This window comes from Ralstonia sp. RL (genome assembly GCF_001683835.1).
Classification (GTDB): Bacteria; Pseudomonadota; Gammaproteobacteria; order Burkholderiales; family Burkholderiaceae; genus Ralstonia; species Ralstonia mannitolilytica.
In genome coordinates, this window is the sequence record NZ_LWRX01000044.1 from 43,236 (window position 1) to 68,561 (window position 25,326).

At 66.2% G+C, this 25,326-nt stretch carries 24 protein-coding genes; all 24 read left to right on the top strand.

Annotated features, from left to right (window positions below):
• Positions 1-10 precede the first annotated feature (10 nt).
• On the top strand, positions 11-391 hold the full coding sequence (crcB, locus tag A6M56_RS04985; protein WP_102079739.1) for a fluoride efflux transporter CrcB: 381 nt from the start codon (positions 11-13) through the stop codon (positions 389-391).
• A 156-nt stretch (positions 392-547) separates the two neighbouring features.
• Positions 548-2,725 carry a 3-hydroxybutyrate oligomer hydrolase family protein gene (locus A6M56_RS04990; protein ID WP_102079740.1) on the top strand — a complete coding sequence of 726 codons (2,178 nt, stop codon included), beginning with the start codon at positions 548-550 and terminating at the stop codon, positions 2,723-2,725.
• Between the two features lie 171 nt (positions 2,726-2,896).
• A complete protein-coding gene (gene clpB, locus A6M56_RS04995) occupies positions 2,897-5,485 on the top strand; it encodes an ATP-dependent chaperone ClpB (protein WP_062739644.1) in 2,589 nt (862 codons plus the stop codon).
• A gap of 280 nt (positions 5,486-5,765) precedes the next feature.
• Positions 5,766-6,773, top strand: coding sequence for a sulfate ABC transporter substrate-binding protein (locus tag A6M56_RS05000; protein ID WP_045786693.1), 1,008 nt, complete (start codon positions 5,766-5,768; stop codon positions 6,771-6,773).
• A gap of 37 nt (positions 6,774-6,810) precedes the next feature.
• On the top strand, positions 6,811-7,434 hold the full coding sequence (gene ssuE / locus A6M56_RS05005) for an NADPH-dependent FMN reductase (RefSeq protein ID WP_045787849.1): 624 nt from the start codon (positions 6,811-6,813) through the stop codon (positions 7,432-7,434).
• A 108-nt stretch (positions 7,435-7,542) separates the two neighbouring features.
• The gene (locus tag A6M56_RS05010) at positions 7,543-8,559 is read left to right on the top strand and encodes a sulfonate ABC transporter substrate-binding protein (RefSeq protein ID WP_102079742.1); all 1,017 of its coding nucleotides are present in this window, start codon (positions 7,543-7,545) and stop codon (positions 8,557-8,559) included.
• Between the two features lie 5 nt (positions 8,560-8,564).
• The gene (locus A6M56_RS05015) at positions 8,565-9,587 is read left to right on the top strand and encodes a sulfonate ABC transporter substrate-binding protein (protein ID WP_102079743.1); all 1,023 of its coding nucleotides are present in this window, start codon (positions 8,565-8,567) and stop codon (positions 9,585-9,587) included.
• Positions 9,588-9,633: 46 nt separating this feature from the next.
• Positions 9,634-10,797 carry an FMNH2-dependent alkanesulfonate monooxygenase gene (gene ssuD, locus A6M56_RS05020; protein WP_045787851.1) on the top strand — a complete coding sequence of 388 codons (1,164 nt, stop codon included), beginning with the start codon at positions 9,634-9,636 and terminating at the stop codon, positions 10,795-10,797.
• Positions 10,798-10,808: 11 nt separating this feature from the next.
• Positions 10,809-11,615, top strand: a complete 807-nt coding sequence (gene ssuC / locus A6M56_RS05025; RefSeq protein ID WP_045786695.1) for an aliphatic sulfonate ABC transporter permease SsuC — start codon at positions 10,809-10,811, stop codon at positions 11,613-11,615.
• A gap of 17 nt (positions 11,616-11,632) precedes the next feature.
• Positions 11,633-12,472, top strand: coding sequence for an ATP-binding cassette domain-containing protein (locus A6M56_RS05030; RefSeq protein ID WP_045786696.1), 840 nt, complete (start codon positions 11,633-11,635; stop codon positions 12,470-12,472).
• An 83-nt stretch (positions 12,473-12,555) separates the two neighbouring features.
• Positions 12,556-12,771: a TOBE domain-containing protein gene (locus A6M56_RS05035; protein WP_045786697.1), complete on the top strand. Its 216-nt coding sequence runs from the start codon at positions 12,556-12,558 to the stop codon at positions 12,769-12,771.
• 52 nt (positions 12,772-12,823) lie between these two features.
• The gene (locus tag A6M56_RS05040; RefSeq protein WP_102079744.1) at positions 12,824-13,708 is read left to right on the top strand and encodes an EAL domain-containing protein; all 885 of its coding nucleotides are present in this window, start codon (positions 12,824-12,826) and stop codon (positions 13,706-13,708) included.
• Between the two features lie 10 nt (positions 13,709-13,718).
• The gene (locus tag A6M56_RS05045; RefSeq protein ID WP_102079745.1) at positions 13,719-14,393 is read left to right on the top strand and encodes an RBBP9/YdeN family alpha/beta hydrolase; all 675 of its coding nucleotides are present in this window, start codon (positions 13,719-13,721) and stop codon (positions 14,391-14,393) included.
• A 110-nt stretch (positions 14,394-14,503) separates the two neighbouring features.
• Positions 14,504-15,418 (top strand): sulfate ABC transporter permease subunit CysT, encoded by a 915-nt coding sequence (gene cysT, locus A6M56_RS05050; RefSeq protein WP_045786700.1) that lies wholly within the window; start codon positions 14,504-14,506, stop codon positions 15,416-15,418.
• A 1-nt stretch (position 15,419) separates the two neighbouring features.
• Positions 15,420-16,400 carry a sulfate ABC transporter permease subunit CysW gene (gene cysW, locus A6M56_RS05055; RefSeq protein WP_102079746.1) on the top strand — a complete coding sequence of 327 codons (981 nt, stop codon included), beginning with the start codon at positions 15,420-15,422 and terminating at the stop codon, positions 16,398-16,400.
• On the top strand, positions 16,397-17,506 hold the full coding sequence (locus A6M56_RS05060) for a sulfate/molybdate ABC transporter ATP-binding protein (protein ID WP_102079747.1): 1,110 nt from the start codon (positions 16,397-16,399) through the stop codon (positions 17,504-17,506). Before cysW ends, A6M56_RS05060 begins: the two co-directional genes overlap by 4 nt.
• Positions 17,507-17,547: 41 nt before the next feature.
• Entirely contained in the window at positions 17,548-18,510 is a 963-nt protein-coding gene (locus A6M56_RS05065; protein ID WP_045786702.1) for a CysB family HTH-type transcriptional regulator, read from the top strand.
• Between the two features lie 132 nt (positions 18,511-18,642).
• On the top strand, positions 18,643-18,942 hold the full coding sequence (locus A6M56_RS05070) for a 2TM domain-containing protein (RefSeq protein WP_045786703.1): 300 nt from the start codon (positions 18,643-18,645) through the stop codon (positions 18,940-18,942).
• Positions 18,942-20,207, top strand: a complete 1,266-nt coding sequence (locus A6M56_RS05075; RefSeq protein ID WP_102079748.1) for a sensor histidine kinase — start codon at positions 18,942-18,944, stop codon at positions 20,205-20,207. The genes A6M56_RS05070 and A6M56_RS05075 overlap by 1 nt, the downstream gene beginning before the upstream one ends.
• 3 nt (positions 20,208-20,210) lie before the next feature.
• On the top strand, positions 20,211-21,035 hold the full coding sequence (locus A6M56_RS05080) for a LytR/AlgR family response regulator transcription factor (RefSeq protein WP_045786705.1): 825 nt from the start codon (positions 20,211-20,213) through the stop codon (positions 21,033-21,035).
• Between the two features lie 77 nt (positions 21,036-21,112).
• Positions 21,113-22,837: a thiamine pyrophosphate-binding protein gene (locus A6M56_RS05085; RefSeq protein ID WP_102079749.1), complete on the top strand. Its 1,725-nt coding sequence runs from the start codon at positions 21,113-21,115 to the stop codon at positions 22,835-22,837.
• Positions 22,838-22,874: 37 nt separating this feature from the next.
• Entirely contained in the window at positions 22,875-23,372 is a 498-nt protein-coding gene (gene rraA / locus A6M56_RS05090) for a ribonuclease E activity regulator RraA (RefSeq protein ID WP_045786707.1), read from the top strand.
• The gene (locus tag A6M56_RS05095; RefSeq protein WP_257984037.1) at positions 23,369-23,812 is read left to right on the top strand and encodes a gamma-glutamylcyclotransferase family protein; all 444 of its coding nucleotides are present in this window, start codon (positions 23,369-23,371) and stop codon (positions 23,810-23,812) included. Before rraA ends, A6M56_RS05095 begins: the two co-directional genes overlap by 4 nt.
• A 393-nt stretch (positions 23,813-24,205) precedes the next feature.
• Positions 24,206-25,326, top strand: a 1,121-nt coding sequence (gene aceA / locus A6M56_RS05100; protein WP_286757834.1) for an isocitrate lyase, incomplete at its 3' end; no start/stop codon positions are given.

Below are 25,326 nucleotides of genomic sequence, written 5' to 3' on the forward strand. Positions count from 1 at the left end.
GAGCAACCGCATGAGCGGGATGGGGTTTGTGGCCGTCGGGGTGGGGGCTGCGCTGGGGGCGTGGCTGCGCTGGCTGTTTGCCGTGCTGTGGAATGCGATCAATCCGGCGCTGCCGTATGGCACGTTGGCCGCCAATCTGCTCGGCGGCTACCTGATCGGCGTGGCGGTCGGCTTCTTTGATACACATGCCGGGCTGCCGCCGGAATGGCGTTTGCTGGCTGTGACGGGCTTCCTTGGTGGGCTGACGACGTTCTCGACCTTTTCGAGCGAGGTGGTCGCCAATATCCTGGCCGGCGACTACGTGGTTGGCGCGCTGCACGTGGCAGTGCATCTGAGCGGTTCTCTGTTCCTCACGCTGCTCGGTCTCTGGACGGTGCGTACGTTCAGTTGATGGCAGGCCGCCCGTTGGGCTTACGGGTTTTTTGTCCTTGCGCATGATACGTACGGTTCACATACTGGTAGCGCCCGCGGCGGCGTAGGACGGGCAGTCCCGGAGGCTGCCGCGGGGTGTCTTGTGTTGTTCCATCCATAACGAGAAGGAGACGCAATGAAACCAACCCGAACCGCGCGCCTGCGACGGCACGTCTCGGCCGGCAACCTCGTCACGGCCACCGCGATGCTGCTGGCCGGCTGCGGCGTGCTGAGTGCCTGCGGCGGCGGCAACGACGGCAACAACGTGCCGGGCAACACCAAGCCGGCCTTCGTCGGTAAGGTGACCATCACGCATTACGACGGCACCTCCGATGACCTGCTGACCGCGGGCCTGGGCGCCAATGGGCTGGCGTCGGCCACCGCGCCCGCCGTTGCCAATGCAACATCGCCCACGGCAGCCGAGCTGCGCCGTCTCGCGATCTGGGCCAACTACCGCGCGCTGGTCGACACCGCGGCCAAGGGCGGCTACGGCACGCTGTACGGCCCGAGTGTCGACGTCAACGGCAACCCGACCGGCGGCTCCGGCATGATCGCCGGCACCGAATACGTGGCGTACTCCGATGACGGCACCGGGCAGCAGAACGTCGTGCTGCTTGTGCAGATTCCGGACAGCTTCGACGTCAACAACCCCTGCATCATCACCGCCACCTCGTCGGGCTCGCGCGGCGTCTACGGTGCGATTTCGACCGGCGAATGGGGGCTCAAGCGCAAGTGCGCCGTCGCCTACACCGACAAGGGCACCGGCGCCGGCCCGCATGACCTTGCCACCGATACCGTCGCCCTGCAGGACGGCACGCGCACCACGCGCAACGCCGCCGGCACCAATGCGCACTTTGCCGCGCCGCTCACGAGCAGCCAGCTCGCGGCCTTCAATGCGGCCACGCCGAACCGGCTGGCGTTCAAGCACGCGCATTCGCAGCGCAACCCGGAGAAAGACTGGGGCCAGTTCACGCTGCAAGCCGTGCAGTTCGCGTTCTGGGCCATCAACGACAAGATCACGCCGACCAATGGCGTGCTCGTCGGCAGCGCGCTACCGGTACGGCCCGACAACACCATCGTCATCGCGTCGAGCATCTCCAACGGGGGCGGGGCCGCGATTGCGGCGGCCGAGCAGGACACCGGCGGCTGGATCGACGGTGTGGCCGTCGGCGAGCCGGGCCTGAACCTGCCGCCCAACACCGGCGTGCAGGTGGTGCGCGGCGGCGCAACCTTGCCGACCACGGGCAAACCGCTCTTCGACTACGTGAGCTATGCCAACGTCTTCCGCTTGTGCGCAGCCTCGTCCGCGAGCGTGGGGGCGGCGCCGGCACAGGCCTTCTTTACGAGCCTGACGACGTTCCCGGCCGGCGTGCAGGCCAACCGTTGCGCCGCGCTCAAGGCGGCGGGATTGCTGACGGCGGCCACGCCTGCCGCCCAGGCCGACGAAGCCCTGCAGAAGATGCGCGCCTACGGCTGGGAGCCCGAGTCTGACCTCGTGCACGCATCGATGTCGTTCTACGAGATCGATCCGTCCGTGGCGACGACCTTCGGCAATGCGCTCTCGCGCGCAAGCGTGGCCGACAACCTGTGTGGCTTCAGCTTTGCCGCCACGGATGCCGCGTTCCACCCGACCGCCGTGAACGCCACATCGCTGGCGCAGATGGCGGCGCTGGGCAACGGCATTCCGCCCACCTCCGGCGTGCAGCTCGTCAACAACAACGCGCAGGGCGGTCCCATGCGCAGCAACCAGTCCATCGATTCCAGCGGCACGCAGGCGGCCAACCTCGATGGCGCGCTGTGCCTGCGCAATCTGCTGACCGGCAGCGACGCGGCGTCGCAATCGCTGCAGACCGGCATCAGCCAGACGCTGCGCACCGGCAACCTGCAGGGCAAGCCTGCGTTGATCGTGCAGGGCCGCAACGATGCGCTGCTGCCCGTCAACCACGGCGCGCGGCCGTATCTGGGCCTCAATGCCAAGGTGGAAGGCGGCTCCAGCAAGCTGTCGTACATCGAGGTGATGAACGCGCAGCATTTCGACGGCTTCATCGACCTCGTCCCGGGTTACGACTCGCTGTTCGTGCCGCTGGTGCTGTACGAGCAGCGCGCGCTGGACGCGATGTATGCGTACCTGAAGAACGGCACGCCGCTGCCGCCTTCCCAGGTGGTGCGCACCACGCCGCGCGGCGGCACGCCCGGTGCTGCGCCGGCCATCAGCGCGACGAACGTGCCGAACTTCACCAACACGCCAGCCGCGGGCGACCGCATTTCGGTGAACGTGTCGGGCGGGGTGGTGACGGTGTCGGTGCCGAACTGATGCCGTAGCCGGGACGGCTTTGAGGCACTTCGGGCGGCGGCGCGTCGGCAGGCGTGCCGCCGCTTGTTCTTGCGCAAAAACTGCATGAAAACCGGCGCTTCTGTGCTTGAAATGGCACCGAAGCTCCCTATCTTTCGGGTCAGTGAAACATTTTCCGCAAGGGGTTTTTTAATGCGTTTGGACAAACTGACCACCCGCTTCCAGGAAGCGCTGGCGGACGCGCAGAGCCTGGCGCTGGGCAACGACAATCCGTACATCGAACCGGTCCACCTGCTGCTGGCCATGCTGCGCCAGCCGGATGGGGCGACCAACAACCTGCTCGCTCGGGCGGGCGTCAACACGAGCGCGCTCGACACGGCGCTGGACCGCGCCATCAAGCACCTGCCGCAGGTGCAGGGCGGTGAGCAAGTCCAGGTCGGCCGAGACCTCGGCAGCCTGCTGCAGCAGACCGAGAAGGAAGGCATCAAGCGCGGCGACCAGTTCATCGCCAGCGAGCTGTTCCTGCTGGCCGTGGCTGACGACAAGGGCGAGGCCGGCCGCATTGCGCGCGAACACGGCCTCTCGCGCAAGCCGCTCGAAGCCGCCATCGACGCCGTGCGCGGCGGCCAGACCGTCGGCAGCGCCGAGGCCGAGAGCCAGCGTGAAGCGCTCAAGAAGTACACCATCGACCTCACCGAGCGTGCACGCATCGGCAAGCTCGACCCCGTCATCGGCCGCGATGACGAGATCCGCCGTGCCATCCAGATCCTGCAGCGCCGCACCAAGAACAACCCGGTGCTGATCGGCGAGCCGGGCGTCGGCAAGACGGCCATCGTCGAAGGCCTGGCGCAGCGCATCGTCAACGGCGAAGTGCCCGAGAGCCTGAAGAACAAGCGTGTGCTGGTGCTCGACATGGCGGGCCTGCTGGCCGGCGCCAAGTACCGCGGCGAGTTCGAAGAGCGCCTGAAGGCCGTGCTGAACGACATCGCCAAGGAAGAGGGCCAGACCATCCTCTTCATTGACGAGATCCACACCATGGTGGGCGCGGGCAAGGCCGAGGGCGCGATGGACGCCGGCAACATGCTCAAGCCGGCGCTGGCACGTGGCGAGCTGCATTGCATCGGCGCGACCACGCTGGACGAATACCGCAAGTACATCGAGAAGGATGCTGCGCTGGAGCGCCGCTTCCAGAAGGTGCTCGTTGATGAGCCCAGCGTGGAGGCGACCATCGCCATCCTGCGTGGTCTGCAGGAGAAGTACGAACTGCACCATGGCGTGGAGATCACCGACCCGGCGATCGTGGCCGCGGCTGAACTCAGCCACCGCTACATCACCGACCGCTTCCTGCCGGACAAGGCCATCGACCTGATCGACGAGGCTGCGGCGCGCATCAAGATGGAAATCGACTCGAAGCCGGAGGCGATGGACAAGCTCGACCGCCGCCTGATCCAGCTCAAGATCGAGCGCGAGGCGGTGAAGAAGGAAACCGACGAAGCCTCGCAGAAGCGCCTGGAGCTGATCGAGCAGGAGATCGAACGCCTGCAGAAGGAATACGCCGATCTGGACGAAATCTGGAAGGCCGAGAAAGGCGCCGCGCAAGGTGCGGCCGCGCTCAAGGAGGAGATCGACAAGATCAAGCTGGAGATCACCAAGCTGCAGCGCGAAGGCAAGCTCGACAAGGTAGCCGAACTGCAATACGGCAAGCTGCCCGAGCTGGAAGGTAAGCTGAAGGCCGCGACCGCCGCCGAGTCGGCCAGCCAGAAGCAGCCGAACAAGCTGCTGCGCACGCAGGTGGGTGCCGAAGAGATTGCCGAAGTCGTCAGCCGCGCCACGGGCATCCCCGTGTCGAAGATGATGACCGGCGAGCGCGAGAAGCTGCTGAAGATGGAAGACCGCCTGCACGAGCGCGTGGTCGGCCAGGACGAGGCCGTGCGCCTGGTGGCGGATGCCATCCGCCGCTCACGCGCCGGCATCGCGGACGAGAACAAGCCCTACGGCTCGTTCCTGTTCCTCGGCCCCACGGGTGTCGGCAAGACCGAGCTGTGCAAGGCGCTGGCCAGTTTCCTGTTCGATTCGGAAGACCACCTCATCCGCATCGACATGAGCGAGTTCATGGAGAAGCATTCCGTGAGCCGCCTGATCGGCGCGCCGCCGGGCTATGTCGGCTACGAGGAAGGCGGTTACCTGACCGAAGCCGTGCGCCGCAAGCCGTACAGCGTGGTGCTGCTCGATGAAGTGGAGAAGGCGCACCCGGACGTCTTCAACGTGCTGCTGCAGGTGCTGGACGATGGCCGTCTGACCGACGGCCAGGGCCGCACGGTCGACTTCAAGAACACGGTGATCGTGATGACGTCGAACCTCGGCTCGCAGCTCATCCAGCAGATGGCGACCGAACCCGCGGATGTGATCAAGGGTGCCGTGTGGCAGGAAGTGAAGACGCATTTCCGGCCCGAATTCCTGAACCGGATCGACGAGGTGGTGGTGTTCCACGCACTGGACCAACGCAACATCGAATCGATCGCGCGGATCCAGCTCAAGCGCCTGGCGGCACGTCTCGCGCAGATGGACCTGACGCTGGAGATCAGCGACGAAGCGGTGGCCAAGCTCGCTTCAGCGGGTTACGACCCGGTGTTTGGGGCACGGCCGTTGAAGCGGGCGATCCAGCAGCAGCTTGAGAATCCGGTGGCACGGATGATCCTGGAGGGCAAGTTCGCGCCCAAGGATGTGGTGCCGGTGGATTATCGGGATGGTCAGTTTACGTTTGAGAGGGTTGTGCACTGAGGCTGTGGTTTGGTGCGTTGAAAAGCCGCTCCGGAGGGTTCTGGAGCGGCTTTTTTTGTTGGTGGTGCATCCCTTGTTTCACCCCCCTGCCGGGGGCGAAACAAGGGATGCACCACAAACACCCCCCACGCACAGACCGCCCCCCTCCGCGCAGCCCCCACCTCCACCTTATGCAAAAAACGATGAACATTCCCTGAAACCATTCGTTCCCCGTACAAGACCCGCTCGGTAGTCTTGCTCCTATTCCAAATCCATCAGAGATCAGAAACGGAGCTGCAAGATGATTCGCAAGTTTGTCTTCAACACCATCGCGGCTGCCATCGTGGCGGGGGGAACCGTGGGTGCGCATGCGGCAACGACACTGCTGAACGTGTCGTACGACCCGACGCGCGAGCTGTACAAGGAAATCAACACCGAATTCGCCAAGAAGTGGAAGGCCGAAACGGGTGAGGACATCACCCTGCGCGCTTCGCATGGCGGTTCGGGCAAGCAGGCCCGCTCCGTGATCGACGGGCTGGAGGCCGATGTGGTGACGCTGGCGCTCGGCTACGACATCGACGCGATCGCCGAGAAGGGGCTGACCGGCAAGGACTGGCAGAAGCGCCTGCCGCACAACGCCTCGCCGTACACGTCGACCATCGTCTTCCTGGTGCGCAAGGGCAACCCGAAGGGCATCAAGGACTGGAATGACCTGGTCAAGCCGGGCATCGCCGTCATCACGCCGAACCCGAAGACCTCCGGCGGTGCACGCTGGAATTACCTGGCCGCCTGGGCCTATGCGCTGAAGCAGCCGGGCGGTTCGGACGCCACCGCCAAGGATTTCGTGCAGAAGCTCTACAAGAACGTGCCGGTGCTCGATTCGGGCGCGCGCGGTGCGACCACCACCTTTACCGAGCGCGGTATCGGCGACGTGCTGATCGCGTGGGAAGACGAGGCGCTGCTGGCGGCACGCGTGGAAGGCAAGGACAAGTTTGACGTGGTGGTGCCGTCGATTTCCATCCTGGCCGAGCCGCCGGTGGCGGTGGTGGACAAGGTGGCCGACAAGAAGGGCACGCGCAAGGCCGCGGAGGCGTATCTCAAGTTCCTGTACACGCCGCAAGGGCAGGAGATCGGTGCGAAGAATTTCTATCGCCCGACCGACCCGGCCGTGGCGAAGAAGCACGAGAGCGAATTCCCGAAGGTGAAGCTTGTGACCATCGACGACACGTTCGGCGGCTGGCAGAAGGCGCAGAAGACGCACTTTGCCGACGGCGGGCAGTTTGACCAGCTCTACCAACCGGGCAAGTAAGGCCCACATGACGTAACGACATCGGGTGATCCGCATCATGCAAATCCTGACGATTTCCGGCAGCCCTTCGGCGCAATCGCGATCTGCGCGCCTGCTGGGCCACGTGCGTGCGCAGCTCGAACGCGCCGGCGAGCAGGCGGACCACCTGGACCTGCGCAGCCTTCCGGCCGACGCGCTGCTCGGCGCGCAGGTGTCGGACCCCGCCATCGCCGATGCGGTGGCGCGGGTGGAAGCGGCGGGCGTGGTGATTCTCGCCACGCCGGTCTACAAGGCGGCCTACAGCGGGCTGCTCAAGACATTTCTCGATCTGCTGCCGCAGAGCGGGCTGCGCGACAAGGTCGTGCTGCCGATTGCCACCGGCGGCAGCCTTGCCCATACGCTGGCGATCGACTACGCGCTGCGCCCCGTACTGACGGCGCTGGCGGCGCGCTCGATCCTGCCGGGCATCTTTGCAGTCGACTCGCAGATCGTCGTGGCAGATGACGGCGTGAGCGTCGACCCGGCGCTGCAGCAGCGCCTGGATGACGGCGTGGAGCGCGTGCATCAGGCACTGGCGCTGGCACGGCATCCGGCCGTGGCGCAGGTCATCGTTTCGAGCCGCAGCGCGGTGCGTGCCACGTTCCAGGCCGCCGACGAAGAACGAATGCGATGTCTGGCGTGATGCGCTGATCGCGCACGCCTGTTCCTGAGTTTCCCGTTGTTGTCATGCCCGCGCAGCGCCTGCGCGCGGATCGTGCCGCCCCAACATTTCGCATCGACCGAACTTGCCATGAAGAACCACTCACAACTGCGCAGGACCTTGACCCGCGCTTCCCTGACGCTCGCAGCGCTGCTCGCCACGCTCGGTGCACCGGCCGTGTCTGCCAACAGCGATGCCCCGCCGCCAACCGCTGCCAAGCAACTGCGCATCGGCTATCAGAAGTACGGCACGCTGACGGTGCTCAAGGCACGCGGCACGCTGGAAAAGCGCCTTGCCGCGCAGGGCATCGAAGTGAAGTGGACCGAGTTTCCCGCGGGCCCGCAGCTGCTGGAAGGCCTGAACGTGGGCGCCATCGATTTCGGCACCACGGGTGAAGCGCCGCCGATCTTCGCGCTGGCTGCCGGCGCGAATCTCGTCTATGTCGGCAACCAGCCACCTGCGCCCACCGGCGAGGCGATCATCGTGCCGAAGAACTCGCCGCTCAAGAGCGTGGCTGATCTGAAAGGCAAGCGCGTCGCCTTCAACAAGGGTTCGAACGTGCATTACCTGCTGGTGAAGCTGTTGGAAAAGGCCAACGTGCCGTACAGCGATATCCAGCCCGTGTACCTCACGCCCGCCGATGCGCGCGCTGCCTTCGAGCGCGGCGCCGTCGACGCCTGGGTGATCTGGGATCCGTTCTTTGCCGCGGCTGAACAGCAGCTGGGCGCGCGCGTGCTGGCCGACGGCACGGGCGTGGTCAACAACTCGCAGTACTTCCTGGCATCGAAGGGCTATGCGGGCGCGCGGCCCGATGTGCTGAACATCGTGCTGGATGAACTGAAGAAGACCGACACCTGGGCCGCGGCCAACCCGAAGGAGGTGACGACCATTCTGGGCCCGCAGCTTGGCCTGGAGCCGGCGGTGGTGGCGCGTTCGGTGTCGCGCATTGCGTACGGCATCCAGCCGGTCGGCGCCGAGGCGCTGGCCGACCAGCAGCGCATTGCCGATACGTTCCACACGCTCAAGCTGATTCCGCGTCAGGTGAAGGTGGCCGATTCCGCCTGGAAGCCGGTCGCGCCGGCCGCCACGCAACAAGCCGCTCGCTGACTGCCATGACCATCGATATCCAACGTCGTCGTCTGCTGGGCGCTTCCGTGGCCGGTGCGTCGCTGGCAACGCTGGCGCCGGTGTCGCAGGCGGCCAACGCTGCGGGCGTGCCGGCCAACCTGCCGAAGATCACCCCGCCTGCGCAACTGCGCATCGGTTTCCAGAAGAGCGCGGTCAACCTCGTCATCGTCAAGGAAAGCCGCGCGCTGGAGCAGCGTTTTCCCGAATCGAAGGTGAGCTGGCTGGAGTTTCCGGCCGGGCCGCAGCAGCTGGAGGCGCTGTCCGCAGGCAGCCTTGACCTGGCCTTCACTGGCGATACCCCGCCGGTGTTTGCACAGGCCGCCGGCAAGGACTTGCGCTACGTGGGCGTGGAGCCGCCCAAGCCGGACAGCTCGGCGATTCTGGTGCCGCAGGCCTCGCCACTGAAGACGCTGGCCGATCTGAAGGGCAAGCGCGTGGCGTTTCAGAAAGGATCGAGCTCGCACTTCCTGATCGTGCGCGCCCTGCAGAAAGCGGGGCTCGGCTTTGCCGATATCCAGCCCGTGTACCTGACGCCCGCCGACGCGCGCGCCGCCTTCGAGCGTGGCGCCGTGGACGCCTGGGGCATCTGGGACCCTTACTACGCCGCCACGGAGCTGGCCATCAAGCCGCGCGTGCTGGCGACGGGGCGCACGCTGTCGTCCAACAACTCGTTCTATTTCGCGCCGCGCGCCTTTACCGAGCAGCACGGCGACACCATCGCCGCGATCTTTGCCGAACTCTCGCGCGCAGACCGGCTCGTGCAGGAGAACCGCAAGGAAGCCGCGCAGCGCATTGCCGATTTCTCGGGCCTGTCGCTCGCGACGGTGCATCTGTTCCTGTCGCGGCGGCCGCAGTCTCCGGTGCGGCCCGTCACGCCCGAGGCCATTGCCGAGCAGCAGCGCGTGGCCGATGCGTTCCACGGACTGGGGCTGATTCCGCGCGCGGTCAAGCCGATCGAGCTGGTCTGGCATCCCAGCCCGGCGCAGCTGGCGATTGCCCGCGCGTGAGGGGCCGGCCCAGAACGGCGAGAACAACACCATCCAAGGAGCTGTCATGCAAGTCTTCTGGTTCATCCCGACCCACGGCGACAGCCGTTACCTCGGCACGGCCGAGGGCGCACGCCAGGTCGATCACACTTATCTGCAGCAGGTGGCCGTGGCCGCCGATACGCTCGGCTACGAGGGCGTGCTGATCCCGACGGGGCGTTCGTGCGAAGACCCGTGGATCGTTGCAGCGAGCCTGATTCCCGTGACGAAGCGCCTGCGCTTCCTGGTGGCGGTGCGCCCGGGCCTGATGGCGCCGACCCTTGCTGCGCGCATGGCGGCGACGTATGACCGCCTGTCGAACGGCCGCCTGCTGGTGAACCTCGTCACCGGTGGCGATCCGGCCGAGCTGGCCGGCGATGGCCTGTTCCTGGACCACGCGCAGCGCTACGAGGCATCGGAAGAGTTCATCCGCATCTGGCGTGAAACCCTGGCCGCGAGCCACGAAGGCGCCGCGCTCGATTACAGCGGCAAGCACCTCAGCGTGAAGGGCGCGAAGGTGTTGTACCCGCCGGTGCAGAAGCCGTATCCGCCGGTGTATTTCGGCGGTTCGTCGGAGGCGGCGCATGAGCTCGCCGCCGAGCAGGTCGACACGTACCTGACCTGGGGAGAACCGCCTGCGGCCGTGGCCGACAAGCTGGCCGACGTGCGCAAGCGCGCCGCCAGGCATGGCCGCACGGTCAAGTTCGGCATCCGCCTGCACGTGATCGTGCGTGAGACGGAAGACGAGGCATGGGCGGCCGCCGACAAGCTCATCAGCAAGCTCGACGACGACACCGTCGCCCGCGCGCAGGAGGCCTTCCGCAAGATGGATTCGGCCGGCCAGCAACGCATGGCCGCCCTGCATGCCAACGGCGTCAAGCGCACGCGTGCCGATCTCGAGATCAGCCCGAACCTGTGGGCCGGGGTGGGGCTGGTGCGCGGCGGTGCCGGCACGGCCCTGGTGGGCGACCCGCAGACCGTGGCCGCCCGCATGCAGGAATACGCCGAGCTGGGCATCGATACGTTCATCCTCTCCGGCTATCCGCACCTCGAAGAGGCGTACCGCTTTGCCGAACTGGTGTTCCCGCTGCTGCCGCGCTCGGTGCGCGACAAGCTGCCGGGCAACGTGCTCAACGGCCCATTTGGCGAGGTGATCGCCACCGGCATCGTGCCCAAAGTGGCCGCAAGCTGAAGGAGCACGCCATGGCTTCCGAATCGAAACGCACAGCCAGCACGTTCCTGCGCGCGGCACGCCAACGCATTGCCCCCTGGATCGTGCCGATCGTCTTGCTGGTGCTGTGGCAGGCGTCTGCGCAATGGGGCTGGCTGTCGAACCGCATCCTGCCGGCGCCGCTGGACGTGGCCAAGTCCGCCATCGCACTGGCGCGCTCGGGCGAGCTGTGGACGCACGTGGCGGTCAGCACGTGGCGTGCGCTGGTGGGCTTTGCGATCGGCGGCTCGCTCGGGCTGGTGCTGGGGCTGCTCACGGGCACCTTCCGCACGGCCGAGACGCTGCTCGATACGACGTTCCAGATGGTGCGCAACATCCCGGTGCTGGCGCTCATTCCGCTGGTCATCCTGTGGTTCGGCATCGATGAGTCGGCCAAGCTGTTCCTTGTGTCGCTGGGCGTGTTCTTCCCGATCTACCTGAACACGTACCACGGCATCCGCTCGGTCGATCCGGCGCTGGTGGAGATGGCGCGCAGCTACGGCCTGTCGCGTGCGCAGCTGTATCGCGAGGTGATCCTGCCCGGCGCGCTGCCGCAGATCCTGGTTGGCGTGCGCTTCTCGCTGGGGCTGATGTGGGTGACGCTGATCGTTGCCGAGACCGTCTCGGCCCAGGCCGGCATCGGCTACATGACGATGAACGCGCGCGAGTTCCTGCAGACCGATGTGGTGCTGCTCGGCATCCTGCTGTATGCGCTGCTGGGCAAGGTGGCGGATTGGCTGTCGCGAGGGCTGGAGCGCTACTGGCTGCGCTGGCACCCCGGTTATCAGGCGGCCGCCTGAGCGCAATGGAGAAACCCATGCAAAGCAACGCTACCGAGCACGCCGCGCTGGCCGGCACCGCACTGCACATCGAGCACGTCGTCAAGCGCTACGGCGACCGTGAAGTCCTGCATGGCATCGACCTGGAGATCACGCCGGGCGAGTTTGTCGTCATCGTCGGGCGCAGCGGTTGCGGCAAGAGCACGCTGTTGCGGCTGATCGCGGGGCTGGAGGGCATCGACGGCGGCCACCTGCGCCGCGACGGCGAGGCCGAAGACGGCCTGCATGACGATGCGCGCGTGATGTTCCAGGACGCACGCCTGCTGCCGTGGAAGCGGGTGCTCGACAACGTGGCGCTGGGCCTGCCAAAAACGCAGCGCGCGCAGGCCGCCGAAGTGCTCGCGCAAGTCGGGCTGGCCGAGCGGGCAGGGGAGTGGCCCGCGCGCCTGTCCGGCGGCCAGCGCCAGCGTGTGGCGCTGGCCCGTGCCCTGGTGCATCGCCCACGCCTGTTGCTGCTCGACGAGCCGCTCGGCGCGCTCGATGCACTGACCCGCATCGACATGCAGAACCTGATCGAAGGCCTCTGGCAGCGCCTGGGCTTTACCGCCGTGCTCGTCACGCACGACGTGGCCGAAGCAGTGGCGCTGGCCGACCGCGTGGTGCTGATCGAAGACGGCCGCATCGCGCTGGACGAGCGCATCGACCTGCCGCGCCCGCGCCATCGCGGTTCGCCCGCGTTTGCGCGACTCGAGGAGGCCATTCTCAACCGCGTGATGCAGCGCAAGGTCGATCCGAATGAAGTGACCGATGTGCGCGCGCGCACGGGGTGGGCATCACCCTTTGACGTCGCGGCCACGGCGGTGCGCTGGGCCGTGTAAGCCGGCGCAAGCCGTTCTCCCGAGAACATTCGTCGGCATCCGATTGAACAACACGCTGTTGTCATCTACTACGAAGGAACATCATGACCATTCAAGCGATTAACGTACGCAACCAGTTTCGCGGCCAGATCAAGGAGATCATCCGGGGCGACGTGCTCTCGGAGATCGACGTGGAGACGGCGGCCGGCATCGTGACCTCGGTCATCACCACGCGCTCGGTCGACAACCTCGGGCTGAAGATCGGCAGTGAAGTGGTTGCGCTGGTGAAGGCGACTGAAGTTTCGATCGCCAAGCTGTAAGCGCCATCCGCCCTTGGAGGAGGGGTGACTTTCCTTGGGAGCCCCCATCTCGATGAGTCTCATGCACACCACCGCACTCGCACAGTTTCTCGGCACGCTGCCGAACGCGCCAACGCCGGATCGCCAGTTGTGGCGCGACGCCAGCGGCCGCGTGCAGGGCCAGTTCTTCCACTGCGCGCTCACGAGCCTGTTTGAGCCCATCTGGCAGCTTGCCGCCGACGGCTCGCTCGCACCCGCCGGCCATGAAGCGCTGATGCGCACCTGGACGCGCGACGGCGATCTGGGCCTGAACCCGTGGAAGGTGTTCTCGCTGGCGTCGGACGACAGCACGCTGGTGGAACTCGACCGCTTGTGCCGGCTCGTGCATACGCTGAACTACTTTGCGCGCTCGGATGCGCGGCGGCTGGTGGTGAATATCCACGGCCGCTTGCTGGCCGCGGTGGCGGCCGACCACGGCAAGGCATTCCATCGTGCAGTGACGGCGCTGGGGTTGCGGCCCGAGCAGTTCGTCATCCAGGTGCCGTCCACCGCCAATGACGACCTGGGCCTGCTGCTGTTCGTGGTGGACAACTACCGGCGCAACGGCTTTGCCGTGGCCGTGCAGGCATCGGACCCGGCCGAGGCCGGCGCGTTGCTCGTACACGCCAGGCCCGCGTTCCTCAAGCTCGACGCGCGGCGTGACTGGAACGTCCGGCACCTGTTGTCGCTGGCCGAATCGGCGCACGAACTTGGCGTGACGCTGGCCCTGCGCCGCTGCGAACGTCCGGGCGACCTGCAGCTTGCCCGGGCAGCCGGCATCACGTACGTGCAGGGCACCATCCTGCCGGGCGCAGAACCTGAGCCCGAGGCCATCCCCACGCCGGCCGTCATCGCGCCGATGGCGCAGGCATCGCTGTTGCAACAGCAGCAGTGCGCCGGCTTTTCTCTGACGGACTGAGCCCCACTCCATGGCACGTAGCGCACCCTCAACCGCATCGAAGGCTTTGGACTGGCACTGGCCTGCCGACGCCGTCGTCCTGACCGTCCCTGGGCTGCATGGCAGCGGCCCGGGCCATTGGCAGACGCGCTGGGAGGCCCGCTTTCCGGACTGGCACCGTGTGGAACAGACGGACTGGTCGACGCCCGACCTGCCGCGCTGGTCTGCCCGCGTGGGTGAAACCGTGCGCACCGCCCTGGCTGGCCAAGCGCGCGCCCGCCGCGTGATCCTGGTGGCACACAGCTTTGGCTGCTTGGCGTCGCTGCATTGGGCAACCCGCGGAAAGGAGCCCAAGGACGCCGTGGCCGCTGTGTTGCTCGTCGCACCGGCCGATCCGGACAAGTTCGGCGTGCGCGACCTGCTGCCGCAGCGCGTGCTGCCGTTTCCCGCCGCGGTTATCGCCAGCCGCAACGACCCGTGGATGACGCAGGCCAGCGCCCTCGACTGGGCGGCCCGCTGGGGCGCCGAATTCATCGATGCGGGCGACGCCGGGCACATCAACGCCGATTCCAACCTCGGCGACTGGGACGCCGGTCTGACCCTGCTGGAGCGCCTCATTAGCCGCGCAAGTGCTGAAGGCACCACCCGAGATGGCGCCGACTGGCAAGCGCAATGGGATGTCTTGCCCAGCACCCCTTATATCTAAAACGATGATGCACATGCGCAAATATTCGTTTTCTTCATAAGGGCAGCTCGCCACAATCGGTGCATCTGCAATAGGTCGCAGGGTTTGCGGCCTTTTTCTTGGTTGCGCTGATGAGCCTGTCTTCTGCGTTTTCTCCTGCCCAGCGGCGAAAGCCCGCCAACGTCCTGCCTGGTTTCGGGCTGGCGCTGGGTTTTTCGCTGCTGTATCTCGCGCTGATCGTCCTGATCCCGCTGTCGGCCACCGTCCTCAAGACGTTCACCATGACGTGGGACGCGTTCTGGACCACCGTCACCGCGCCCCGCGTGGTGGCGTCGTACAAGCTGACGTTCGGCGCGTCGCTGATTGCGGCGGCAATCAACCTCGTGTTCGGGCTGATCGTGGCGTGGGTGCTGGTGCGCTATCGCTTTCCGGGCAAGCGGTTGATCGATGCGCTGGTCGACCTGCCGTTTGCGCTGCCGACTGCGGTGGCCGGCATTGCGCTCACCGCGTTGTACGCGCCGAATGGCTGGATCGGCTCGCGGCTGGAACCGCTGGGGCTGAAAGTCGCGTTCACGCCGCTGGGCATCGTGGTGGCGCTCACGTTCATCGGCCTGCCGTTTGTCGTGCGCACGGTGCAGCCGGTGCTCGAAGATCTGGAGTCCGAACTGGAGGAGGCGGCGGCCAGCCTGGGCGCCACGCGCTGGCAGACCTTCACTCGCGTGATCCTGCCGACCTTGCTGCCCGCATTGCTGACCGGTTTCGCGTTGGCCTTTGCGCGTGCGACCGGCGAATACGGCTCGGTCATCTTCATCGCCGGCAACATGCCGATGGTTTCCGAGATCACGCCGCTGATGATCTATTCCAAGCTGGAGCAATTCGATTACGCGGGGGCCACGGCCATTGCCGTCGTCATGCTCGGTATCTCGTTCACGCTGCTGCTGGTCATCAATCTGCTGCAAGCGTGGACGCGCCGCCGCGGCAATCGCAATGACGCCATCGAGCGTGCCCCCGAACCCCCGACCGCCAACGCGGCAGCTGGAGCCTGACATGGCCGGTACTGTTTCCCGTCAACTTGGTCAGGCGCCCGCTGGTGGCCGCCGAGGGGCCACCGCAGAATCCGCCTGGGTGCGTGCAACGCTGATCCTGGTTTCGTTCGTGTTCCTGGCGTTGTTCCTGTTCGTGCCGCTGGCGAGCGTGTTTGTCGAGGCGTTCAAGAAGGGCGTTGACGTGTATCTCGAGGCGTTGATCGAGCCCGATGCGCTTTCGGCGATCTACCTGACGCTGACCACCGCAGCGATTGCCGTGCCGCTGAACGTGGTGTTTGGCGTGGCGGCGGCATGGGCGATTGCCAAGTTCGAGTTTCGCGGCAAGAACCTGCTGCTGACGCTGATCGACCTGCCGTTTTCGGTATCGCCCGTCATTGCCGGCCTGATCTACGTGCTGCTGTTCGGCGCGCAGGGCTGGTTCGGGCCGTATCTCTCCGAGCACGATTTCAAGGTCATTTTTGCGGTGCCGGGCATTGTGCTGGCGACGGTGTTCGTCACGTTTCCGTTCGTGGCGCGCGAGCTGATTCCGCTCATGCAGGCGCAGGGCAGCGAAGAGGAAGAGGCCGCCATCGTGCTCGGCGCCTCGGGCTGGCAGACGTTCTTTCGCGTGACGCTGCCGAACATCAAGTGGGGCCTGCTGTACGGCGTGATCCTCTGCAACGCGCGGGCGATGGGCGAGTTTGGCGCGGTATCGGTGGTGTCGGGCCACATTCGTGGGCTGACCAACACGATGCCGCTGCACGTGGAAATTCTCTACAACGAATACAACTTTGCGGCCGCGTTTGCCGTGGCGTCGCTGCTGACATTGCTGGCGCTCGTCACGCTGGCGCTGAAGACGCTGGTCGAATGGCGCAGCCGTCGTGAGCTGGCTGATGCTGATGCCGGCGTGGGCGAAGGTCCGGGGCAGCGCGTGGCGCAACAGACATCCAATTCGAATTCGCACATTTCCGTGCAATCTCCGCTGGAAGGGAGCGCAGCATGAGCATCCAGGTTCAACACATCACCAAGCGCTTTGGCAACTTCGTTGCCCTCAACGATGTTTCGCTCGACTTCAAGCAGGGCGAACTGACTGCGCTGCTGGGCCCGTCGGGCTGCGGCAAGACCACGCTGCTGCGCATCATCGCGGGGTTGGAGCATGCCGATTCGGGCACGATTCACCTCAACGGCGAAGACGCATCGGACCAGCATGTGCGCGAGCGCCAGGTCGGCTTCGTGTTCCAGCATTACGCGCTGTTCAAGCACATGACGGTGTTCGAGAACGTGGCGTTCGGCCTGCGCGTGAAACCGCGCGCGCAGCGGCCAAGCGAAGCGCAGATCCGCGCCAAGGTGAAAGAGCTGCTGGAACTCGTGCAGCTGGATTGGCTGGCCGATCGTTACCCGCCGCAGCTGTCTGGCGGGCAGCGTCAGCGGATTGCCCTGGCGCGCGCGCTGGCGGTGGAGCCGCGCGTGCTGCTGCTCGACGAGCCCTTCGGCGCGCTCGATGCCAAGGTGCGCAAGGAGCTGCGCCGCTGGCTGCGTCGCCTGCACGACGATCTGCATGTCACGAGCCTGTTCGTTACGCACGACCAGGAAGAGGCGCTGGAAGTGGCCGACAACGTGGTGCTGATGAACCGCGGCCAGGTGGAGCAGGTCGGCAGCCCCGATGCGGTCTACAACACGCCGGCCACGCCGTTCGTCTACGGCTTCCTCGGCAACGTGAACCTGTTCCACGGCCGCCTGGAAGAGGGCGAGGGCGGCAGCGTGCTGCACGTGGGCGATTCGGCCATCGCCGTGCCGTCGGGCGGTGTGGATTCGTCCCGCGCCGATCAGGCGGTGGCCTTCGTGCGCCCGCATGAAATCGACCTCGAGCGCTATGCGCCGGGCGCGGAGGGCATTCCCGTGACGCTGCGCCGCGCGCTCACGCTGGGCGCCATCGCGCAGCTGGAGCTGGAGCGCGAAGACACCGACGACATCATCGAAGTCTCCCTGCCCATCGAGCGCTTCCGCGCCGAGGGCTTCCGTGAAGGCGAAACGCTGGTGGTGCGCCCGCGCGCGATCCGGGTGTTCGCGCAAGGCATTGCACGGCCCGTCGCGCAAGCCGCCGTGTAACACGACGCTCCGACGACAACCAATACGAGAGGACACGAGCCATGAACTTCCAGCAACTGCGTTCCATCCGCGAGGCGGTGCGCCGCCAGTTCAACCTGACCGAAGTCGCCAACGCGCTGTACACGTCGCAGCCGGGCGTGTCGCGGCAGATTCGCGAGCTGGAGGATGAGCTTGGCGTGGAGATTTTCGAGCGCTACGGCAAGCGCCTGACGGGCCTGACCGAACCGGGCCGCGAGATCGTCCGCATTGTCGAACGGCTGCTCCTCGAAGCCGAAAACCTGCGCCAGGCCGGCGAGGAGTTCTCCGGCCGACAATCCGGCCGCTTGACCGTGGCGACCACGCACACCCAGGCGCGCTATGCGCTGCCGAAGGTGGTGCAGTCGTTCCGCAAGGAATACCCGCACGTCACGCTGGCGCTGCAGGAGGCGTCGCCCTCGCACATCGTCGAGCTGCTGCTGACGGGGCAGGCCGATATCGGTATCGCCACCGAGGCCGTGGCGAACGAGCCGGGGCTGACGTCGTTCGAGGCGTACCGCTGGCGTCACGTGCTGGTGGTCAGCCCGGAGCATCCGCTGACGAAGAATCCGCTTCCGACGTTGGAAGACGTGGCGCAGTATCCGCTCATCACGTACGACGCGGGCTTCACGGGCCGACGCAACATCGACGCGGCATTTGCCGGCGCCGGCCTGCACCCCGAGATCGTGCTGACCGCCATGGACGCCGACGTGATCAAGACGTACGTGGCGCTGGACGTCGGCGTGGGCATCATCGCGTCGATGGCGTATGACGGGCGCAAGGACGACAACCTCGTCTGCATCGGGGCGGATCACCTGTTCGAGCCGAACACCACGCGTGTGGCGGTGCGCCGTGGCGCGTACCTGCGTGGCTACGCACATGACTTCATCGGGATGTTCGCGCCGCATCTGTCGCGCGAAACGGTGGCCGAAGCGGTGGCGTCTTCCGTGGTGACGCAGTCGGCGCGCGTGGAGGCGTTGGCCGCCTAGCCCCGCACGGCCGATCCGGCGCGGGATGGCGACCGTTCAGCCCCGCGATTGCGCGGTTCGTCGCACCGACGTGGTGCCTGCCCGGGCGCCATTCCTATACTGCGGACATCCTCGGTTGCCCCGGAGACCACCATGTCCGCCATCTCTTACCCGCAGCCCGCCGAATCCGATCAAGCCCTGTTGCGACGCGCCCGCCACCGCGCCGGCGCACGCATGGGGTTCCGCATCCACCTTCTGTCGTTTCTGGCCGTGAATGCGGTGCTGGCAGCGATGGCGCTGTCGCGCGGGCAATTCTGGTTTGTCTGGCCGCTGCTCGGCTGGGGGATGGGCCTGGCCGCGCATGGCCTGAGCCTGGCGTGGAGCATGGGCAACGGCTATCAGCGCCTGGTTGACCAGGAACTCGCCCGCTTGCGCGCGCAGGCGGGCCGCTGATGCGGGAAACCCCAAGCTTCAACGCCGAAGTGCCCTCCGGTAAGATCGCCGGCATGTTCGCCAATGTGTCGTTCCCTTCTCTTGCGGAGTGCCTGCGCCTCGTGCGGCGCTGGGTCATCCGCTATGCCGTCATCATCGTCATCAATACGCTGATCGCGGCCGTGCTGGCGTTCGGCATCCGGCCCGAGGAGTCGTTCTGGAAAAGCTTCGTGTTCAGCCAGGCGATCGGGCTGTCGATGTTCTCGCTGATCGGCATTCCGCGCCACGTGTTCTGGGGCGACGGCCCGCCCAACAAGAAGCTGTTTCCGTGGATCGTGGTGGGCGCCGTGGTGATCGGCGTGCCGCTGGGGCAGTGGATCGCGCGCACGATTCTGTGCCTGAACGGAAGCACCGCCGAGCCGTGGCGCGCCGACAGCCTGCGCATGAGCTTCATCATCGCGATGCTGGCGGCGCTGGGCGCAACGTATTACTACTGGTCGCGCGGCAAGCTCGCGGCCCTCGAGCGCCGGGCTGCGCTCGATGCGCTCGACCGCGAAGAGGCCGAGAAGCAGGTCGTGCGCGCGCAGCTGATGGCGCTGCAGGCCCAGATCGAGCCGCACTTCCTGTTCAACGTGCTGGCCCACGTGGATGCGCTCATTGCGAAAGACCCCGGCGGCGCGCGGCGTCTGCTGCAGCATCTGATCGGCTTCCTGCGGGCGTCGCTCTCGCATGCGCGCGCCGAGCAATGCACGCTGGCGCAGGAGTTTGCGCTGCTGCGTGCGTATCTCGATATCCAGGCGCTGCGCTTCGGCAATCGGCTGCGTTTCTCATTAGCGCTGGACGATGCCATCGCCAACATCGTCATTCCGCCCATGCTGATCCAGCCGCTCGTCGAGAACGCCGTCGTGCATGGCATCGAACCCGCGCGTGAAGGCGGCGAGATCGCGCTGTCGGCCCGCCGCGTGACCCGCGAAGAAGGCGAGCGCCTCGTGCTGGAGGTGCGCGATACCGGCGTCGGTTTCGGCAACGACGGCAGCAAGGGCTCGGGCCTGGGGCTCACCCACGTGCGCGAGCGCCTGTCGCGGCTGTTCGACGGCGATGCGCGCCTGACGATTACGGAGACCGTGCCGCACGGCGTGACGATCATCGTCGAGCTGCCGCTCGCGCGTGAAAGCGCCGACACGCCGGTGCACGCCGATGCGCCCGAATGGCGCTGCCGCTTTTCACAACCCTCGCGTTCGCCTGCCAACTCCGCGCTGTCTTCGCGCGCGTCTGCCGGAACCTGATCGATGCCCGCCTCCCCGCGTTTGCTCATTGCCGACGATGAACCCGCATTGGCCGATAGCCTGCTCGCGGAACTGACAGCCCTCTGGCCTGAAGCCACGTTGCTGCCCGCCGTGTACGACGGGCAGTCGGTGCTCGACGTGATCGACGATACGGCCGCGGGGCAGGGGCCGGACGTCGTCTTTCTGGATATCCGCATGCCGGGCCTGTCCGGCATTGACGTGGCGCGGGAGCTGTCGAAACGTGAGGTCCGTCCGCTCGTGGTGTTCGTCACGGCCTACGACCAGTTCGCGCTCGATGCGTTTGAGCAGGCGGCGGTCGACTACGTGCTCAAGCCCGTGCAGACGGAGCGCCTGGCCGAGACCGTCAAGCGCCTGAAGGCGCGCCTGGGCACACGCGCAGACAGTACGACGGCGGCCGACCCCGCGCAGACGCTCGCAGAACTCGTCGAGCGGCTGGCTGGGCTGCAGAGCGCCGCGCAGACGCGCGTTGCGCCGCAGGGGGGGTATCTGCGCTTCATCAAGGCGCTGGTCGGGCAGGAGGTGCGTTTCATCCCCGTGGAGGAGGTGCTGTACCTGGAAGCCACCGACAAGTACGTCAACGTCGTGGCCAGCAGCGGCGAATCGCTCATCCGCATGAGCCTGCGCGAATTGCTGACGCAGCTGGACCCGGAGCACTTCTGGCAGGTGCATCGCGGTACCGTGGTCAACGTGGCGCATGTGGCCAGCGCCGTGCACCTGTCGCTCGGCCGCCTCGGCCTGAAGATGCGCGGGCGCACCGAGACGCTGCCCGTGGCGCGCCAGTACGCGCACCTGTTCCGGCAGATGTAGCGAACGCGTGCGCGTGCGGGGTGCGTTCCGCTATGATCCGTTGTGTCGTCAACGAATCGAGAGCGAGACCACCCGCCATGCAGACCGCAGCACGCGCCGCGAGCCCCCTCATCGAACCGCGTCACGGCGGCCTGATCCTTGTCGATGCGCTGGTTGCGCATGGCGTCGACATCGCCTTTGGCGTGCCGGGCGAAAGCTACCTGCCGGTGCTCGAAGGGTTCTACCAGCGGCGCGACCGCGCACGCTTCATCGTCTGCCGGCAGGAAGGCGGCGCCGCCAACATGGCCGATGCGTACGGCAAGCTCACGGGCCGGCCCGGCATTGTCTTCTGCACGCGCGGCCCGGGCGCAACCAACGCCAGCATCGGTGTGCACACCGCGTTCCAGGATTCCACGCCGATGATCCTCTTCATCGGCCAGGTCGGCCGCGATTTTGTCGACCGTGAAGCATTCCAGGAAATCGACTACCGCCGCATGTTCGGCCAGATGGCCAAATGGGTCGCGCAGATCGACAGCGTGGAGCGCATTCCCGAATACGTCGCACGTGCATTCCAGACGGCCACCGCGGGCCGGCCGGGCCCCGTGGTCCTGGCGCTGCCCGAAGACATGCTCACGCACGTTGCCGCTGTGGCGGACGTACCGCCGATGCCCCGCGCGATGGCGTGGCCCGGCCCGCGCGACCTGGCGCAGCTGAAGACGCTGCTGCAGAGCGCCGAGCGCCCGATGCTGCTGCTGGGCGGCTCGGGCTGGACGCCGGCCGCTGCCGCCCGGATCCAGGTGTTTGCCGAGCGCTGGAATCTGCCTGCCGCCTGCGTGTTCCGCCGGCAAGACCTGTTCGACAACCGCCACCCGAATTACGCCGGCGATGTCGGCATCGCCATCAACCCGAAGCTGGCCGCGCGTGTGAAAGAGGCGGACGTGGTGCTCGCCATCGGACCGCGCCTGGGCGAGATGACCACGTCCGGCTATACGCTGTTCGATGTGCCGCGCCCGAAGCAGACGCTCATCCACGTGCATGCCGGCGCCGAAGAACTGGGGCGCGTCTATCAGGCGGAGCTGATGATCCATGCCTCAATGCCGGCGATGGCCGAGGCATTGGACGGCGTCTCGCCCGATGCCGCGCCCCGCTGGTCCGCGTGGAGGCAAGCCGCGCACGCCGACTACCTCGCCAACATCACGCCGCCGCCGTTCAGCGGCCACGGCATCGACATGGCCCGCGCCATGCAGTGGCTGCGTGAGCGCCTGCCGCACAACAGCATCCTGACGAACGGCGCGGGCAATTACGCGACGTGGCTGCATCGTTTCTATCAATACGGTGCGTTGGCCGCCGGTTCGCGCACGCAACTCGCGCCGACCAGCGGTGCGATGGGCTACGGCGCCCCGGCTGCGGTGGCGGCCAAGATCGTCTGCCCCGATACGCCCGTCATCTGCATGGCCGGTGACGGCTGCTTCCTGATGAACGGCCAGGAGCTGGCGACTGCCATGCAGTACAACGCGCCGGTGATCTTCATCGTGGTCAACAACGGCATGTACGGCACCATCCGCATGCACCAGGAGCGCGAATACCCCGAGCACGTGAGCGGCACCGAGTTGCGCAACCCGGACTTTGCCGCGCTGGCCCGCGCGTATGGCGCCGCAGGCCATACCGTGCGCACGCTCGAAGCGTTCCAGTCGGCCGTGGAGGCCGCGCTGGCCTCGCCGGTGGCCACGCTCATCGAGGTACAGACCGACCCGAACATCATCAGCCCGCGTGCGACCATCGATTCGCTGCGCGCCCAGTCACCAAGCCGCGCCCGCCCCTGAACCCGCATTCGCCAACGCCTTTCACATCCCATTTGCCATGACGATGATCCCAGTGACCGACCTGTGCGACCTGCACGAAGACAAGCTCATCTACGGAAGCCTGCGCGTGCTCACGCCGGTGTTCCGCAGCTTTGGCAAGCGCGCCGCGTTTGCGGGCCCTGCTTCCACGCTCAAGGTGTTTGAAGACAACGGCCTGGTGCGTGCCGCGCTTGAAGAGCAGGGGGCCGGTCGCGTGCTGGTGATCGACGGCGGCGGCTCGCTGCGCTGCGCGCTGGTGGGTGGCAACCTCGGCAAGCTGGCCGAGGAGAACGGCTGGGAAGGCATTCTCGTCAACGGCTGCGTGCGCGATACCCGCGAGCTGGCGGAGTGCAACGTCGGCATCCACGCCCTGGCCGTGCACCCGCGCAAGAGTATCAAGAAGAACGCTGGCCAGCGCGAGGTGGGCGTGCAGATGCCCGGCGCGTACATCCAGTCGGGCGAGTGGATCTATGCCGATGAAGACGGCGTGCTGGTTTCGCAGGACAAACTCGCATGAGCCAGCCAATGAACCTTCCGGCGTCCAACCCCGGCCTCATCCATGTCTTCGTCTACGGCACGTTGCGCGCCGGCGAGGCCAACGACCTGCGCGTGGCCGCCGCCGCACGCGGCATCCCCGAGCCTGAACTGCTGGGGTCCGCCAGCTTGCACGGCCGTCTGTACGATTTCGGCGCGTACCCCGGCCTGGTGCTCGACCCGACCGGCACCGCCGTGCGCGGCGATATCTATCGCATCGATGCCGCGCTCGTCCCCGTGCTGGACGAGATCGAAGAGGTCTACCCCGGCGGCGATGCGCTGTTTGTGCGCGAGAACCATGCGGTCGTGCTTGGAGGCAGCACCGTCGACTGCATCGTGTATCCGGTGAGCGCGCAGCATGTCGCTGGGCGGCCCGTCATTACAGGCGGGGATTGGGTGGCGCATCGGCTGGTCCGTGGGTGATCCCCCTCCTTGTGCCCAGGAAACGCCGCTGTTGCGGCGTTTTTTTGGGGGCGGCGATGCGTCGGGCGGAAGTCGAGGTGTTTCATAATGCGGAAAGTCGTTTTGGTCCGCAAAAATTGCGCGCCGCACAGCACCATCGCTGTCTTTCATGATAGGAAAAATCTTTCCGCATCCCGAAATATGGCACATAACTATATGAAAAATAAGGAATAAAAACTTTTACGCAAGACAAAGTTCTCCTTGTTGCGCTGCACCGGGCTTCCCTACACTCTTATATAAGACATATGACTTGAGCCACCCAGCGGCACCCCAAAAAGGCGCCGGCGGCTCTAGGCGACGAGTGAGAGTTACCCCAGTTTTTATTTGATGGATGCGATCAAAAAGGAGAGTGTGATGTCGCGCGAACTCGAAGTGCAAAAGCTGCAGAAGGAATGGGAAACCAACCCGCGTTGGAAGGGCATCAAGCGCGGCTACACCGCGGAAGACGTGGTGCGCCTGCGCGGCTCGCTGCAGATCGAGCACACGCTCGCCAAGCGTGGTGCCGAGAAGCTGTGGACGCTCATCAACAACGAGCCGTTCGTGAACGCCCTGGGCGCGCTGACGGGCAACCAGGCCATGCAGCAGGTCAAGGCGGGCCTGAAAGCGATCTACCTGTCGGGCTGGCAGGTGGCCGGTGATGCCAACAGCAACGGCGAGATGTATCCGGACCAGTCGCTGTACTCGGTGGATTCGGTGCCCAAGGTCGTCAAGAAGATCAACAACACGTTCCAGCGCGCCGATCAGATCCAGTGGTCGGAAGGCAAGGACGACATCGACTTCTTCGCGCCGATCGTGGCGGATGCGGAAGCCGGTTTCGGCGGCGTGCTGAACGCGTTCGAACTGATGAAGGCCATGATCGAAGCGGGCGCCGCTGGCGTGCACTTCGAAGACCAGCTGGCCGCTGTGAAGAAGTGCGGCCACATGGGCGGCAAGGTGCTGGTGCCCACGCGTGAAGCCGTGAGCAAGCTGGTGGCCGCACGCCTGGCCGCCGACGTGATGGGCGTGCCGACCGTGCTGATCGCCCGTACCGACGCGGAAGCCGCTGACCTGCTGACCACCGACGTGGATGACAACGACAAGCCGTTCTGCACCGGCGAGCGCACCGTCGAAGGCTTCTACCGCACGAAGCCGGGCCTGGAGCAGGCCATCTCGCGCGGCCTGGCCTATGCCGAATACGCCGACCTGGTGTGGTGCGAAACCGGCAAGCCGGATCTCGAGTACGCCAAGAAGTTTGCCGAGGCCATCCACGCCAGGTTCCCCGGCAAGATGCTGGCCTACAACTGCTCGCCGTCGTTCAACTGGAAGAAGAACCTGGACGACGCCACGATCGCCAAGTTCCAGAAGGAACTCGGTGCGATGGGCTACAAGTTCCAGTTCATCACGCTGGCCGGCTTCCACGCGCTGAACTACTCGATGTTCAACCTGGCCTACGGCTACGCCCGCAACCAGATGAGCGCCTTCGTCGAGCTGCAGGA